Consider the following 12,864-nt stretch of genomic DNA (forward strand, 5'->3'; position numbering starts at 1 on the left):
TTTTGGGGGAGGGCCGGGGAGGGGGCTGCTCGGTAGGCGATACAGCACGGTTGGTCTAGGATCGCGGCCCATGATCGTGACCATCGACCCGCAAGGCGAGCTGCGGCAGCCCGACCTGCATGACGGTACCGTCCAGGGCCTCGAGCTCCAGGCCGGCAACGGCCTTCGCGTCGCGCTGCGCGACGTCGCCGGCCAGGCTTACCGGCTGCAGCTCAAAGGCGTGCGCCGGCTCCTCTGCAACGATTTCCGCGAGGGCAACATCATCCTGTCGCTGTCGATCGCGAGTCGGATGCCGCCCGACAGAGGCTTGCTCCGCCGGCTGCTGGGCGGCACGAAGGACGAGGACCGTCTGGTTGCCGAAGCGGCCCAAGCCATCGCCGAGGGCCGCCTCGCACTCGTCGCCATCGACCCCTCCTATGGCTGCGAGCTGACTGCGCTCTGTGAATCGGCAGAGATCGAAGCTGCCTGAGGCTCTCGCTTCCTGCTCATGCGAGGGGCCCGGGGAGGGGCAGGCCCCTCCCCGCTCTTCCTTCGGCTTGGCGCCTTACGCCGTGGTCAGATCCGCCACCACGCCCGACCCCGCCTCCTGGCGGGCCTCCAGCGTGTATTCGGTCAGCACCATCGCCTTCTCGGCATCGCCGGTCTTGGCGAGGTCCTCGGTCTTCATCGGCCGGAGCGTGGCGAGCGCCCAGAGGCTGGTGTCGAGCACATGGCAGTCGCGGTCGCGGCTGAAGCGCGAGGCCACCACCTTCTGCGTCCCGAAATCGCCCTCGTAGACGTCGATCCCCGCCACCAGCTTGCCCTTCGACGCGTCGAGCGTGCGGGTGGCGTTGCCGGCGAAGCCCGAGATCACGGTCTTGTTGAAGGGCCCCACCATGATCAGGTCCGGCGAGCCGCCCGCCGCCCAGCAGAGCTGCAGCACGTTCTTGAGCAGCGCCTCGGTGAGCGGCCGCGGCGTGCCGGAATCGGTCGCCGCGGCCGAGCTCGTGCCGTCCGAGCCGCCCGACCCGCGGCTGTCGTTCGTGGCATACCAGGAACAGAGCGGGCGCAGTTGCGGCGCCGTGGTCGAGTTGCCGGTCACCGGCGCGCGGTTTCCGGTCAGCACCACCTCGATATCGCGGCGCAGCTCCTTGGTCTTGAGCATGAGCTGATAGACCAGCTCCGACTCGCGCCCCGCCTTGTCGACGGCCTCCTGCGTGCCGGCGATCGCGACCTCCTTGCGGGAGATCTGGGTACGGTTGGTGAGGCGCGTCGTCGGCGTCACCGCCGTGAAGGAGACATCGTCGCCCTGCAGCTGCGCGTTGTTGGCGGCAGCGGCGAGGGACTGGGTCTGCCATTCATGGAGCGTGGCCTTGGCTTTCACCTTGTCGATCGCCTTCTGGAACGGCGTCTCGACCGAATCGATGTTGTAGATCGTGTCCGCGAGATCCTCGCGGTTCCCGATCGCGGAGAAGGTCAGATAGGTATTGGCGACAATCGTCATCGTCAGTGGCTCCTGAGCTTGGCCAGGACATACTCGGCATTGTCCCGGAGTTTTCCCGTTTCCTGAGCTCGCTTGCGGAGGCTGCGCAGCCGATCGCTGTCCGAGCTTGCCGGGTCGCTGCGCGTCGGGCTCATCACCCGCGGCGCCTCGGCCCGCTTCTTGGCCGCCGCCGACCGCTGCTTCGCCAGCATCTGGCGATAAAGCATCGCGTCGCGCGCCACGACCATCAGGCGGTGGTCCGAAAGCCGCTCCAGCTCCGCCGCCTCGAAGCCCACGCTGCCCAGATAGTCCCTGAGGCCGGTGAGCAGGGCAGCGCCCTGCGCTCCATCCTGGAGCTCGGGGATCGCCTCGACCGCCGCGCGGGCCTCGCCCGCCAGCTGGTCCTGATGCCGGGCGACCGCCCGGCGCAGGGCCTGTTGCTGGTCGGCGGCGGCCTGGCGGCGGGCCTGGAGCAGCGCCTGGCCGACCCGTTCCCGGGCGGCCTGGTATTCGAACCAGTCGCTCTGCGCCTTGGCCGGATCCTGCTTCGAGAGCGCGGACCAGTCGGTCTTGGCCCCCTTGGCCACCGTCAAGGCATCCTCGGTCGCATGCTCGAGCGCCAGGACATAGGCCTGGGCCCGGCTCTGCTCGATCTGCTGCCGCTCCGCCGCGAGGGATTGCCGCTCGGTGTCGACCGAGCGCCGTTCCTCCGCGAGGCGGGCGGTTTTCTGCTTGTAGTCGCTGGTCCGGGAGTAGCCGCGCAGCAGCTCGTCGCGCGTGACCGTCAGATCCTCCCCGTTCACCCGGACCTGGAAGGTCTCGGGCGCCGCATGGTCGTCGGCAGAAGGAGAAATCTCGGTGTCGCTCGGTTGCTCGCCGGGTTCCGGATCGTCGACCCCTGTCGTCTCGTCGCCGGCAGCGCCGGTGTCCCCGTGGGACGTGGCAGCCGCGCCGGCCGGATCGTTGGTCTCGTTGTTGCTGTCGTCATCCTGGGCCTGGCGCTCCGCCTCGAGCAGGGCCGCCACAGAGTCGGCCCATTCGCGCACGCCACCGCCCTCGCCGGGTGCCCTCCCGGGCGTCGCCGTCGTCTCGGTCATCTGATTTTCCTCGATATTGAGTACTGTCCACGCCCCCTCCCCTTGCGGGAGGGCAGTTATATACTTGAGGGAACATGGACTCGGTAGTAGCTAAAAAGCGACAGGCCGGCGCTATCGAGATTACCCCTCAGATGATCGAGGCGGGGCGCGTCATTTTTGACGACTGGCTGATGCGTTGGGACCACCTCGCCTATGGGCTTCCTTCCGACCAAACCGTGGATGATCTGCTGAGGTCCCTCTATGTGAGAATGAGCTCAACTAGTTTGGCGCCGGCCAGATAGTCGAGTAGATCGTTATAGTTTTTGGCTATTTCATTGCCGATGGCGATGAGTTCGTCGCTCGTATAAGCGGGCTCATCTGGATCAAAGCCGACGAACTGACCCACGCCACCCCTCACGACCGCGGCATGGGGTTTGATCGCACCGGGCCTGCCGGCCGCGACCCACATTGAGTGGGCGATATGATTCCGGAGCTTGTTGTGCTTGTGGAGTTCGCCCAGATACCATCGGATCCTCTCTATCTGTTCGGCTGGGAGGGAGACGTGGCGAAGCAGGCTCAGAAGCGTGTCTCGTTTCCCAGCATAGCCAAGGCCGGTGGTGAGCAGATATGCGATGGAGATTTCGGCCCCGACCAACTTACCCATCAGGGCTTGCATGATGTGCTCGTGTCTTGCAAAGCCCTGAATGATCTGCCCGAACGCTAGGAAGTGACCCTCAGTAGGCGCGTACATCGAGTCGCTCATGGCAAAGGCTCTCCCAAAGACCGAAGAAGATCAGCGCCGCGACAAGCTGCTAAAGCGGATGCTTGAAACGCCGCCGAAGCCGCACGATCAATCAAAGTCCGGCGGAAAGAAAGGCGGGGCCACCCGTCGGCGGCCCCGCTCGCCTAGCTCAAAGCCGAAATAATCGCTGCGATCCCAAACAGAATGGCGGCGATGTTGACTTTGATTTCGACGTTTACCCGGTGGCGCATTGTATAGCCCTCGGGTACTCACGGCGCCGCTTTCCCCATAAGGGTTGCGGATGTCGCGCTCAGAGAACAGATAAGCCGCTGTTCACGAGGTAATCGGCCTACCCTTCACAATGCGCATTGTGTCGGATAGCCCCGCGGTCCGAAGCACGTCCTTACGGCGTAGTGCCTCGCGGGCTGTAGCTTATCTAGCCGATTTGGCTGTGCGGGATCACAGGGTCGGCCAGGGCCACAGGACTATGGTCGCGGCTGTTGGCTGCGGACGTCAATATCCGCGTCATCTTCGACTCGGGATTATTTCTTCTGCGACTCGCGCCAGCGCAAGAATCGGCCGAGTCGCTGTCTAAGCGTTACCGGCTTAGTCAGCCCGCCGATAGGTGAGGCGCTTACCCTCGATGCCTTTGAGCGCTTTCATCGCGCGCTCATCATCCTCGATGCCAAGCCCTGATCGCTCGTTGTAGCGGAAATCGAATTCAGCCAGATAACGCTTCAAGTGCTGCTGGCTGACATGGTGATAGGTGCCAGTGATGCCGCGCTTGAGGATCGAGAAGTAGTTCTCGACGGTGTTTGAGTGGGCGTCACCGCGAACATATTCGCCAGCGCCGTGATTGACCGTCTCGTGCTTCGCGAACTCTTTGCCCGGATGGTAATACTGGCCCGCTTCATCGGTCATCAGGAACGACTTGCGGTCGATCTGGGCCACGAGGATCGGGCGTAGGGTCTTGGCGTTGACCTCGGGGATATGATGCGAGCGGACGCGGCCTTCACGCTCGACCAGAGACAGAACGATCTCTTTGCCCATGCCGCCGATGTTGGAGGCATTGCGCTTGGAGCGGTGCTTGTTCTTCTCCTTACCGCCGATATAGGTCTCGTCGGACTCGACCGTCTTGCCTTCACCACCCAGCGGGCCGGGCTTGGTCTCGCGCATGGCTTCGCGGAGACGGTGAGCCATGAACCAAGCGGACTTGTAGGTGATGCCCAGCATACGGTGCAGCTGGTGAGCGCTGATGCCCTTCTTGCTGGCGGACATAAGATGGGAAGCCAGAACCCACTTATGCAGCGGGATATGGGAACGCTCGAAAACAGTCCCGACCGTGACGGAGAACTTCTTGCGGCAGGAGCGGCAGTAATGGAGGCCCGGAGCGTGGCTCGTGCCTTCCATGCGATGGACGTTATCCAGCTCGCCGCAATGAGGGCAGAACGCCCCATCGGGCCAGCGGATCGCCTCCAGATGGGCGCGGGCCGCGTCGTCGTCGTTATAGATGGGAAGAGTTAGGTCGGTCATGATGGCACCGTCGGAATTCAATGTGTTGGCGCGCGAGATGTTAGGTCTTCAGAAACTGCGCCCGGAGTTGTTCGACTACCCCCAGAGCGCCCGCCAGATGCTCCGGGCGCGCCTTATGGCCGGCGGCTATGGCGAATCCCTCAAGTGTGTTCGCCGCACGGTCGAAGACGCTCTTCGCGAGGTGGTCAGGGAAATGTCCGGAGTTGCGGGCGGTGACAAAGAACTCGAAGAGAAGGGTTTGGAGGGCGAGCGTTTCGCCGGCCAGACTAGCGATTTCGCGACGGGTTTCTTCGTCCATGACGTATCTCCTTGATCCCAATATGAGGATTCGGGAGTGTTCCGTCAAGTATATAATTGCCTGCGGGAGGGGGTAGGGGGAGGGGGTGCCCCGGACTCGTCCCCTCAAGCAAAGGCTGCGCCTATCGAAACCAGCCGTGACGAACGCAAGCCCCGAAGCGATAATCCCGCCTCGGGAACCAGGGGGAGATTCCTGCCCATGCCCGTTCGCCTCTCGCGCCATCTACCGGCCTCAGCACTCCTGCTGGCGACACTTCTCGCCGCCTGCTCCGGCAACAAGCAGCAGGCGAGCCTGCCGCCCCAGCCTGCAGTTCCGGATATGTGCAAATCGAGCCGCCCGCCCGAGGAGCCGCCCTGCGCGATCGACGTCATCCTCCACGGCGCCTCGGCCTCCGACCGCCAGGCCTGCATCGCCGCGATGAACAGCTACCGGGCGAGCATCGAGGACTGGCGCGGCTGCCACACCGCGGTCCTGCAGAAGGCCCCCGACCTCTCCGACCACGACCGCACGGAGATGATCGCCAGCACCAACTACTACGCCGACTACGACCTCAAGAACGCCCAGGCCAACATCGCCTGCCTCAACAAGGGCCAGGCCTGCTCGCACTATTGACGATATGGGCGGTTTCCTCTCCGCCCGCGTCAGCGGGGGGAAAGGGTTGCGAAGGGTTGGCGCGAGCACCGCTCGCGCTTGCCCGTAGCGGGGAGAGGTGGGAAGAAGTAGCACACAATGTACCGCATCTATTTTGACGGCAACGATTCCGAGATCTACGAAGGCGAATTCTGTTTCTCGCTCTGCGTTCTGGGATCGTTGGAAAGCATAGCGCCCATCGCGGACAAGCTTTCCGAGGGAATGCGGGTCGTCATCTACCAGACCGGCGAGCTCGAGATGGAGACCACCCTGAAGTTCAATCGCGAGCATGGCTACTGGCTGGCCCGGCCGATCGAGGGCACACACAAATACTATCCGGAAGGGCTTGGCGAAGGCTCCGACCAGAATTAAGCCGTCGAGCCGGCCTTCTCCTTCCGCGCATCCCCCGCAAACCCCTTGAGCCGCGCCCTGAGCCGCATCAGCGCGCCCATATCGTGCCAGCAGGCCTCGCGCTTCTCGGCATCGATCGCCGAGCGCCACTCCGACAGGATGTCGCGCTCGATCGTCTCGAACGCTTCGCGCACATCCTGATCGTCCAGCAGCGCGGCCACCCGCTTTGCCCGATCCAGGTTCATCGCGGCGCCCTTAGCTCGCCATCGCCGGTGCCGAGCGCCACCTTGGCCGCCTCGAGCCCGGCCTCTGCCGCCAGCTCCGCCGTCTTGCGCTCATGCTCGAGCCCGGCGCGGACCCCTGCCAGTTCCGCCGCGGCGGCCGCCTTCTGCCGGTCGATCTCGATCTGCGCGGCGGCGCGCTGCCTGGCGATCGCGATCTCGGCCTCGGCCTTCATCGCCGCCACCTGCATGTCGGCTTGCGCGCGGGCCTGCTGGAGCTGCATCTCTGCATTCACCTTGGCCTGCTCGAGCTGCAACTGTGCCTGCGCCGCCAGCAGCCGCGGATCGGGCGCCGGCGGCGCCTCCGGCTTCGATGCCTGAGGAGGTGCGGCGGCGGGGTCCGCGAAGAACAGCTCCGGCGCCTTCAGCCCCGCATTCTCCACCAGCCGCGACAGCGTGTTGTGGATGTGATGAAGGTCGACGAGGGGTCCTTGGACCCCGCCTTGAAATTGTATCGCCTGGACCTGCAGCGCCAGGATCTGCTGCAGATGGGCCAGGATCTGGTCCCTGTTGCCGCTCCCGATCCCGACCGTCGGCGTGAAATCCATCTGGTCCGACCATTCGCGCGGATCCATCGGGACCCAGCGGTTGCGCAGCCGGACGGTCTTGGCCTTGTCCTGATACTTGCAGACCAGCTCCAGCGTCTTCTTGAAGGCGCGCTTGAGGCCGCTCTCGGCGAAGACCCGCGCGACCAGCGCCAGGCGCTCCTGCGCCAGGTTGGTGATCGCATTGACTCCGGTCGCCGTCTTGCCGAGCGCGTCGGCATCGAGCCCCTGCGACAGGCGCGACACGCCGGTGCGCATCTCCTTCGCCTGGTCGATATATTCCATCACGCCGAGCGAGGCGCCCGCCGTGAAGGGCACGGTGATCGGCATGATATGGTTGCCGACCGGCCCCGCCTGGTCCTCCACCCGCACCACGCCGCCGATCTCGCGGTCGAGCGCATCGCCCAGATTGACCCGCTCGGTGACGCCGAGCCCCGGATTGTTGGTCAGATAGAGATTGTCCAGCACCTGGCGCATCAGCGCCGTCTTCACTTCCTGGATGTCGCCGACCTTGTCGTCGAGGCTCTCGCCGACCAGCTTGTGCGGCGTCGGGAACGGCGTCCAGGTACAGAAGGGATGGCCGTCCACCTCCTCGTCGAACAGGATCTCGACGCCCGAGGTCGGCCCCGCGACCGTGATCTTGCGCCATTCGGCGATCCCGTCCTCGTCCGCATCGACCTTGAGATAGCACTCCGCCACCCAGACCGAGCGCATGGCCGGGTCGAGGCTCGCCTCGTGATCGCTCGCGCCGTCATCCTGGTCGGGATGGCGTCGCGCCGCCTTCTCGCTGTCGAGATCGTCGTCGCCCGGCGAGAGCGCCAGGGCCTTGGCCTTCGGCACGCCCATCTCGATGAGATCGGAAACGGTCTTTCGACAGCGATGAAAGGCGAACGCCATCTCCTCGTCGCAAGCCGCGCGCGGGTCGCAGCCGAAATCCTCGGGCGGGATGGCGGCGATCCGCACGCATCCTTCCGCCTCGACCCGGTCGATCGCCAGGTCATGGACCGTGAGTGTGACCGGTTGCCCCGAGACCGGATCGATGACGGTCTCCGGCCGTTCCTCATGCCGGACGATCCGGTCGTCGTCACCAAGGGCCAGCGCACCGAGCTCCTCTTCCGTCAGGCCGCGATAGCTCTCGCGCTGGCGCCGTTGGCTCCGATCCCACCAGACCTTGATCACGCCGAGGCGCTGCAGCAGCCCGTCCTTCAGCCAGTGATGCAGGATCATCGGGCCGTTGTTCTGGCTCGACCAGATCCAGTTGACATAGTCGGTCGCCTGCGCCGCGGCGGCCTCGTCCTCGGGGCCTTGCGGCTGGAACTGCCCGATCCGCTCGGCACCGGCGAAGATCTTCATGAGCTGCGGCATCACGGAATCGACGGCTTCCGCCACGTCGCGCCAGACCACCTGCGAATGGCCCTCGCGCTCACGCCCGTCCGGCTCGCCGCGATAGCGCCGCAACGCCTCGATCCGCGCGCCCTTGAGCGCGCTCGATTCCTGCCCCAGCGCCTCGCTCAGCCGCGCCTGGATGATCGATTGCAATGCGCGATCGGAGAGCATGGGCCTCGCTCGAATGAAACTGTTACCGGAACAAGCTTTATTCCCCTTTCCCTCGAGGGAGGGGCACATACTCGCTGCGAACCAGAATTGTTAGGTGGAAAGACAACGCCTGCTCATTCCATCCAAGAAACAAAGGCGAATTTTAGACAATAGATCGGACGCGGCTCTTTCTGCTTTCTTTACCTCGGGGCGTTAGTATTCCGTCATGCGCCGCCACACAGGAAAGCCACGCTATTTCGGGGCTTCAAAGCCGCGCCGCGAATCGCGACCTTGGGTTCATCTTGCCTTCGCAGTCGCGATCGGTTCCGTGCTGGGCTTTACCGTGCCGGAATGGAGCCCCCTGCTTCGCGATACCGCGGATGCCGCCGGCTTCTCAAGCCAGTGCAACATCAAGGGTAACATCAGCTTCTCGGGTGAGCGCATCTATCATGTACCCGGCGGAGAGTTCTACGACGTGACGAGAATCAGCCTCTTCAAAGGTGAGCGCTGGTTCTGTACCGAGGCCGAAGCACAAGCAGCGGGATGGCGAAGATCCCTTCAATGACCCCGTCCTTACCGGCTTCTGATCCCGACGGACGTCGACGGCTGAAGTGGGCGCCTGCTGTCGGGGAAACGGGGTAGAAGAAGACAAAGAGGGCGCGGCTGTTTTCCGAGATTGAATCACCGTCTGCGCGTGCCCCTTCGAGCATCGCGCCTCGTATCGCCCGCCTTCGTCGCATTCTCGATCGGCGGCACTGCTTCGCACTCGATTGTCGCCGTATCAACACCCAGCACCGCGACACGCCCCGTCGCCTGCCCCGGGTCATAGCCCGAGAGCCGTTCCAGCTCGGCCCCATGCGCTGCCAGCGCCTTCGCCGCGGCTTCGTCGCCGCTCTCGGCCTCGACGATCACCGCGCGGCTGCAAGCCCGCATCCGCCCCGCCTCGTCCCGCTCGAAATAACCCAGCGTCACCTGTTGCCGCATCGCGATCCTCGCTTGTTTTCTTTCCTCTCCGCCCGCGCCTGTCCTCCGAAGCCTTGGCGCAGGAGGAATGGCGGGGAAGAGGAAAGGAAATGATCTAAACCACCCAGCCCTTATCCCGCTTCGGCAGCGTTCGTGCGCCGTCGCGCAACTGCGCCAAGCTCACCGCGAGATAGTGACAGGCGGCCCCCAGTCATGGTCGATGATCAGTGGATCGAAAGCGGTGACACCACGACTAGTCGCCAGCACCAATCAACACCTTCGTTCTAGCCTTAGCGTCCGCCCGCCTCGCCTCGATCTCGTCGCGATTTTCTAGGAATATTTGCTTTCGTTCCGGCGATATTCCGTCCAAGTCCAAGTCGAGATTGAATGTTCTTATGGCGTAATAGGACAGCGCGATCCGAACTGGCAAAGCCAACATGCCATCCCTCATTCCGTAGTCGAATGCAATCGCGTCTTGCTCGTGCTTTGGAAGCTTTGGATGAGGAACGATTTTCAATTCGACCTGATCGTGCCACTCAACGTCTTTCATCGAATTGCTGTCAAATGGCTCCGTCGGCCCGGCTGAAATTATCCTCGACAGCACGAAGTCTCGAAATTCTCCTCGATCTAGGCACCAGGCGCGCGCGTGCCAACGAAACCCATCAAAGGCCAAAGCATGTGGCGCTATCTTTCGCTTCCGCTTGCTGGTGAGAGATTGATACTCAACGCTGATACAACGCAGCTCTCTGATTGTCGCCAGGATCTGACGAAGAACATCTGGTGCCACTGTTCGCAACGCTGGCAGAACAGCCGCTGGTGGTGGGCTGCCGAACCACGTATCGCGCGCCGCCAATACGCTCGTCTGTATGGCATTTAGCTGGGCCAAATACTTGTCGGCCGACAAGGCGAGGAATTTTGCCTGAAACTTTGCTGTTGGCAGAAACGCCCGCTCGGCCGGGTCATACTCAATATTTCCGGGTGCCGCGGCTTCATAGGCTCGGAGATCGGCGGACGCTTGGGCCGCTGAGATCTCAAACCGCTCTTCAAGGTCATACCGGTTGATCCGGCCCTGCCAAAACACTCGCCACTCGATCAGCTCAAATCGGCGTGCGAGCTCCCATCGAACGTCAGTTCGGTTATCCATCGGAATTTAGCCCCTTGACCTGTCGGTTTTCTGATCTATATGTAGTCTACATACTGACGATTCGGCGTGACAATCACGCCGCTCCGAATCCTAACCAATTGAGGGAAAAAGAAAATGAGTCACTCTCCACACGGCCACCAGCATCCCCCTGAGCACGAGGTTCCCATCCTCGTCGACGGGCACCCCCGCAAGGTACGCCGCGGCCCCTGGATCGTGAAGGACCTTAAGGCTGCTGTCGGCGTCGACCCCGCCAAGGTTCTGGCCGAGATTACCCCCCAGGGCCTGAAGGACTTGGCCGACACCGCGACCATCGAGATCCACGAGGGATTGCGCTTCATGAGCCACGCCCGCAGCGGGGGAGCGAGCTGACATGGATACCGGCATGCCCCCGACGACACCGGCTCCCCCTGGGCCACCTGCCCCGCCTGAACTCGAACCAATCACCTGGATGTGCAGCGGCGGCGTCCACTACTTGGATGAAGGTGGGCGGCGCTACATTCACATGCATGGGCTTCACTTCTACGTCGACCAGGCTCCGCAAGAGATGGACGCCTTGCTAGCGATCAACTGGCCGAACCCCAGCTACCCGACGAGATTGTTTCTTCCCGCCAGTCTCGGCCATGGCCTCAATTGGCATGAGACCGCCTATATCCTCGGCCGCTCTTGGGTCACTTGGTCGTGGAAGGACGTTAAGGCGGACCAAGCCCCCGTCGCGATCCTCGCCGACCACTTGGCGGCTTTCCGATGACCCCCATCCTGCGCTGCCCCACACAGCTTCTTGACGAAATCCGCCGTGACCTTTCTCGGCCGCACGCTTTTGCGGCCGAGCGGGTCGGCTTCTTATCAGTCAGGCCCGCTGCCACGCGCCGGAGCTTGGTTCTTATTGTTGAAGCATATCACCCTGTTGCCGACGCGGATTACCTCAGGGACCGATCCGTCGGCGCGATGATGGGACCTGATGCAATACGCAAGGCGCTCGACATCGCGCTCTTACAGAATGTCGGCATGTTCCACATTCACATGCATGAGCACACCGGACGCCCTAGTTTCAGCCGCACGGATCTCCGTGAACAGGACAAGTTCGTTCTGGATTTCTTTAAAGTCTGCCCAACGATGCCCCACGGCGCCGTTGTACTTAGTCACGACCTCGCAGCCGGACGTGTGTGGATCAGCCCGAATGAGGTCGAGCCATTTGCAGAGCTAAATTTCATGGGCTCCCCGGCCACAATCCACGTCTTCTCACCAAATACCCCACCCGTCGATAACGGCACTGACTTCAGTCGCCAGAGCTTCCTTGGGCCACATTCCGATCAGCTCTTCGCCAACATTCGTGCGCTTGTGGTGGGCGCCGGGGGCGGCGGCTCGCCGATTTGCCAGCAACTCGCGCACATTGGCATAGGCAACATCCGAGTCGTTGATCCTCAGGAGATCGAGCCAAGCAACCTCAATCGCCTAGTCGGGGCGACTGCCCTCGACGTGAAGCGCAGAGCACCCAAAGTGGAGATCGCCGACCGACACATCCGCGATATTCGGCCATGGATTGAGGTGATGCCTAGGCAAAAGCCGTGGCAGGAAGCCGACGACTTGCTTATCGATGCCCATGTTGTTTTCGGCTGCGTCGACGGCTACCGGCAGCGCATGTACCTCGAAAGCGCCTGCCGACGTTATGGTGTGCCTTACATAGACATCGGTATGGACGTCACCAGGATTGCCGAGCAGCACTACGCCGTAGCTGGCCAGATGATCGCTTCGCTGCCTGGTCAGCCGTGCATGAAATGCCTTGGATTTCTCACCCAAGACCGGCTCGACCAAGAGGAGAATGATTATGGCGCCGCTGGCGGTGTTCCGCAGGTCATCTGGACCAACAGCACTCTCGCTTCATTGGCCGTCGGCACCTTCGTGCGCATGTTCACGCCGTGGTTTTCCTATGCGGCCTGCTATGAATGGCTCGAACTCGACGGCAATAGTCAGACAGTGTCCACAAGCCAGCAGCCACAATTCAATATTAAGGGACCTTGCCGGCATTTTCCGGCTAAGGATTTAGGCGACCCATTTTTCGACGTAACGACACTCAGCATTCAGCGCGACGTCTAGGTGGCTGAGCTTTGCAGCTATTGCGCCAGAAAGACTTTGACTGTGTTTGTTCGGCAACGTTGCTTCCGTGTCCACGTTTTGAACCCGCCCTGGCAAATAAGCCCGCATCTGCCCCGTCTCGTCCCGCTCGAAGTAACACAGCTTCACCTGCTACCGCATCGCATTGCCTCTTGTTTTCGGAATCCTCTCCGTCTGCGCCTGTCCTCCAA

Annotated in this window: 16 protein-coding genes; 7 read left to right on the top strand and 9 right to left on the bottom strand. The window is 62.8% G+C overall.

Going from position 1 to position 12,864, the window contains the following annotated elements; translation table 11 throughout:
- The first annotated feature begins 70 nt into the window (after positions 1-70).
- On the top strand, positions 71-469 hold the full coding sequence (locus FRZ61_RS18575) for a hypothetical protein (protein WP_151119129.1): 399 nt from the start codon (positions 71-73) through the stop codon (positions 467-469).
- Positions 470-544: 75 nt separating this feature from the next.
- Here FRZ61_RS18575 and FRZ61_RS18580 read toward each other — a convergent pair whose 3' ends face one another.
- The 5 genes from FRZ61_RS18580 to FRZ61_RS18600 all read right to left on the bottom strand — a co-directional run bounded on the left by FRZ61_RS18580 (position 545) and on the right by FRZ61_RS18600 (position 5,111).
- Positions 545-1,483: a DUF5309 domain-containing protein gene (locus FRZ61_RS18580; protein WP_151119130.1), complete on the bottom strand. Its 939-nt coding sequence runs from the start codon at positions 1,481-1,483 to the stop codon at positions 545-547.
- A 2-nt stretch (positions 1,484-1,485) separates the two neighbouring features.
- Entirely contained in the window at positions 1,486-2,559 is a 1,074-nt protein-coding gene (locus FRZ61_RS26455; RefSeq protein WP_191909098.1) for a hypothetical protein, read from the bottom strand.
- 238 nt (positions 2,560-2,797) lie between these two features.
- On the bottom strand, positions 2,798-3,301 hold the full coding sequence (locus tag FRZ61_RS18590; RefSeq protein ID WP_151119131.1) for a hypothetical protein: 504 nt from the start codon (positions 3,299-3,301) through the stop codon (positions 2,798-2,800).
- A 585-nt stretch (positions 3,302-3,886) separates the two neighbouring features.
- Positions 3,887-4,813 (bottom strand): IS1595 family transposase, encoded by a 927-nt coding sequence (locus tag FRZ61_RS18595; protein WP_151119132.1) that lies wholly within the window; start codon positions 4,811-4,813, stop codon positions 3,887-3,889.
- Positions 4,814-4,853: 40 nt separating this feature from the next.
- Positions 4,854-5,111, bottom strand: a complete 258-nt coding sequence (locus tag FRZ61_RS18600; RefSeq protein WP_151119133.1) for a hypothetical protein — start codon at positions 5,109-5,111, stop codon at positions 4,854-4,856.
- A 198-nt stretch (positions 5,112-5,309) separates the two neighbouring features.
- Here FRZ61_RS18600 and FRZ61_RS18605 point away from each other — a divergent pair, with 198 nt between their 5' ends.
- Together FRZ61_RS18605 and FRZ61_RS18610 are read left to right on the top strand one after the other, a co-directional pair.
- Positions 5,310-5,723 carry a hypothetical protein gene (locus FRZ61_RS18605; protein ID WP_151119134.1) on the top strand — a complete coding sequence of 138 codons (414 nt, stop codon included), beginning with the start codon at positions 5,310-5,312 and terminating at the stop codon, positions 5,721-5,723.
- A gap of 117 nt (positions 5,724-5,840) precedes the next feature.
- The gene (locus FRZ61_RS18610) at positions 5,841-6,113 is read left to right on the top strand and encodes a hypothetical protein (RefSeq protein ID WP_151119135.1); all 273 of its coding nucleotides are present in this window, start codon (positions 5,841-5,843) and stop codon (positions 6,111-6,113) included.
- Here FRZ61_RS18610 and FRZ61_RS18615 read toward each other — a convergent pair.
- Together FRZ61_RS18615 and FRZ61_RS18620 are read right to left on the bottom strand one after the other, a co-directional pair.
- Positions 6,110-6,337 carry a hypothetical protein gene (locus FRZ61_RS18615; protein ID WP_151119136.1) on the bottom strand — a complete coding sequence of 76 codons (228 nt, stop codon included), beginning with the start codon at positions 6,335-6,337 and terminating at the stop codon, positions 6,110-6,112. The genes FRZ61_RS18610 and FRZ61_RS18615 overlap by 4 nt on opposite strands.
- The gene (locus FRZ61_RS18620) at positions 6,334-8,475 is read right to left on the bottom strand and encodes a portal protein (RefSeq protein WP_151119137.1); all 2,142 of its coding nucleotides are present in this window, start codon (positions 8,473-8,475) and stop codon (positions 6,334-6,336) included. Before FRZ61_RS18620 ends, FRZ61_RS18615 begins: the two co-directional genes overlap by 4 nt.
- 205 nt (positions 8,476-8,680) lie before the next feature.
- Between FRZ61_RS18620 and FRZ61_RS18625 the strand changes: the two genes are divergently transcribed.
- Complete coding sequence (locus tag FRZ61_RS18625; RefSeq protein WP_151119138.1) at positions 8,681-9,019, top strand: sunset domain-containing protein; 339 nt, start codon at positions 8,681-8,683, stop codon at positions 9,017-9,019.
- Positions 9,020-9,135: 116 nt separating this feature from the next.
- On the opposite strand, the gene FRZ61_RS18630 is transcribed toward FRZ61_RS18625, so the two are convergent.
- Entirely contained in the window at positions 9,136-9,438 is a 303-nt protein-coding gene (locus FRZ61_RS18630; protein WP_151119139.1) for a hypothetical protein, read from the bottom strand.
- A gap of 232 nt (positions 9,439-9,670) precedes the next feature.
- Positions 9,671-10,561: a helix-turn-helix transcriptional regulator gene (locus FRZ61_RS18635; protein WP_151119140.1), complete on the bottom strand. Its 891-nt coding sequence runs from the start codon at positions 10,559-10,561 to the stop codon at positions 9,671-9,673.
- A gap of 114 nt (positions 10,562-10,675) precedes the next feature.
- Between FRZ61_RS18635 and FRZ61_RS18640 the strand changes: the two genes are divergently transcribed.
- From FRZ61_RS18640 to FRZ61_RS18650, 3 genes are read left to right on the top strand one after another with little or no spacing between them, the layout of a single operon-like run.
- Complete coding sequence (locus FRZ61_RS18640) at positions 10,676-10,930, top strand: hypothetical protein (RefSeq protein WP_151119141.1); 255 nt, start codon at positions 10,676-10,678, stop codon at positions 10,928-10,930.
- A gap of 1 nt (position 10,931) precedes the next feature.
- Positions 10,932-11,309, top strand: a complete 378-nt coding sequence (locus FRZ61_RS18645; RefSeq protein WP_151119142.1) for a hypothetical protein — start codon at positions 10,932-10,934, stop codon at positions 11,307-11,309.
- On the top strand, positions 11,306-12,655 hold the full coding sequence (locus tag FRZ61_RS18650; RefSeq protein WP_151119143.1) for a HesA/MoeB/ThiF family protein: 1,350 nt from the start codon (positions 11,306-11,308) through the stop codon (positions 12,653-12,655). The genes FRZ61_RS18645 and FRZ61_RS18650 overlap by 4 nt, the downstream gene beginning before the upstream one ends.
- Positions 12,656-12,864: the final 209 nt, after the last annotated feature.

It is taken from the genome of Hypericibacter adhaerens, assembly GCF_008728835.1.
GTDB classification, from domain to species: domain Bacteria; phylum Pseudomonadota; class Alphaproteobacteria; order Dongiales; family Dongiaceae; genus Hypericibacter; species Hypericibacter adhaerens.

What these genes read in the sequence shown, in the direction of transcription:
- FRZ61_RS18625 (WP_151119138.1), top strand. Translation starts at nt 8,681, where the DNA reads ATGCGCCGCCACACAGGAAAGCCACGCTATTTCGGGGCTTCAAAGCCG.
- FRZ61_RS18635 (WP_151119140.1), bottom strand. Translation starts at nt 10,561, where the DNA reads ATGGATAACCGAACTGACGTTCGATGGGAGCTCGCACGCCGATTTGAG.
- FRZ61_RS18650 (WP_151119143.1), top strand. Translation starts at nt 11,306, where the DNA reads ATGACCCCCATCCTGCGCTGCCCCACACAGCTTCTTGACGAAATCCGC.
- FRZ61_RS18630 (WP_151119139.1), bottom strand. Translation starts at nt 9,438, where the DNA reads ATGCGGCAACAGGTGACGCTGGGTTATTTCGAGCGGGACGAGGCGGGG.
- FRZ61_RS18590 (WP_151119131.1), bottom strand. Translation starts at nt 3,301, where the DNA reads ATGAGCGACTCGATGTACGCGCCTACTGAGGGTCACTTCCTAGCGTTC.
- FRZ61_RS18600 (WP_151119133.1), bottom strand. Translation starts at nt 5,111, where the DNA reads ATGGACGAAGAAACCCGTCGCGAAATCGCTAGTCTGGCCGGCGAAACG.
- FRZ61_RS18605 (WP_151119134.1), top strand. Translation starts at nt 5,310, where the DNA reads ATGCCCGTTCGCCTCTCGCGCCATCTACCGGCCTCAGCACTCCTGCTG.
- FRZ61_RS18620 (WP_151119137.1), bottom strand. Translation starts at nt 8,475, where the DNA reads ATGCTCTCCGATCGCGCATTGCAATCGATCATCCAGGCGCGGCTGAGC.
- FRZ61_RS18610 (WP_151119135.1), top strand. Translation starts at nt 5,841, where the DNA reads ATGTACCGCATCTATTTTGACGGCAACGATTCCGAGATCTACGAAGGC.
- FRZ61_RS18595 (WP_151119132.1), bottom strand. Translation starts at nt 4,813, where the DNA reads ATGACCGACCTAACTCTTCCCATCTATAACGACGACGACGCGGCCCGC.
- FRZ61_RS18615 (WP_151119136.1), bottom strand. Translation starts at nt 6,337, where the DNA reads ATGAACCTGGATCGGGCAAAGCGGGTGGCCGCGCTGCTGGACGATCAG.
- FRZ61_RS18645 (WP_151119142.1), top strand. Translation starts at nt 10,932, where the DNA reads ATGGATACCGGCATGCCCCCGACGACACCGGCTCCCCCTGGGCCACCT.
- FRZ61_RS18575 (WP_151119129.1), top strand. Translation starts at nt 71, where the DNA reads ATGATCGTGACCATCGACCCGCAAGGCGAGCTGCGGCAGCCCGACCTG.
- FRZ61_RS18640 (WP_151119141.1), top strand. Translation starts at nt 10,676, where the DNA reads ATGAGTCACTCTCCACACGGCCACCAGCATCCCCCTGAGCACGAGGTT.
- FRZ61_RS26455 (WP_191909098.1), bottom strand. Translation starts at nt 2,559, where the DNA reads ATGACCGAGACGACGGCGACGCCCGGGAGGGCACCCGGCGAGGGCGGT.
- FRZ61_RS18580 (WP_151119130.1), bottom strand. Translation starts at nt 1,483, where the DNA reads ATGACGATTGTCGCCAATACCTATCTGACCTTCTCCGCGATCGGGAAC.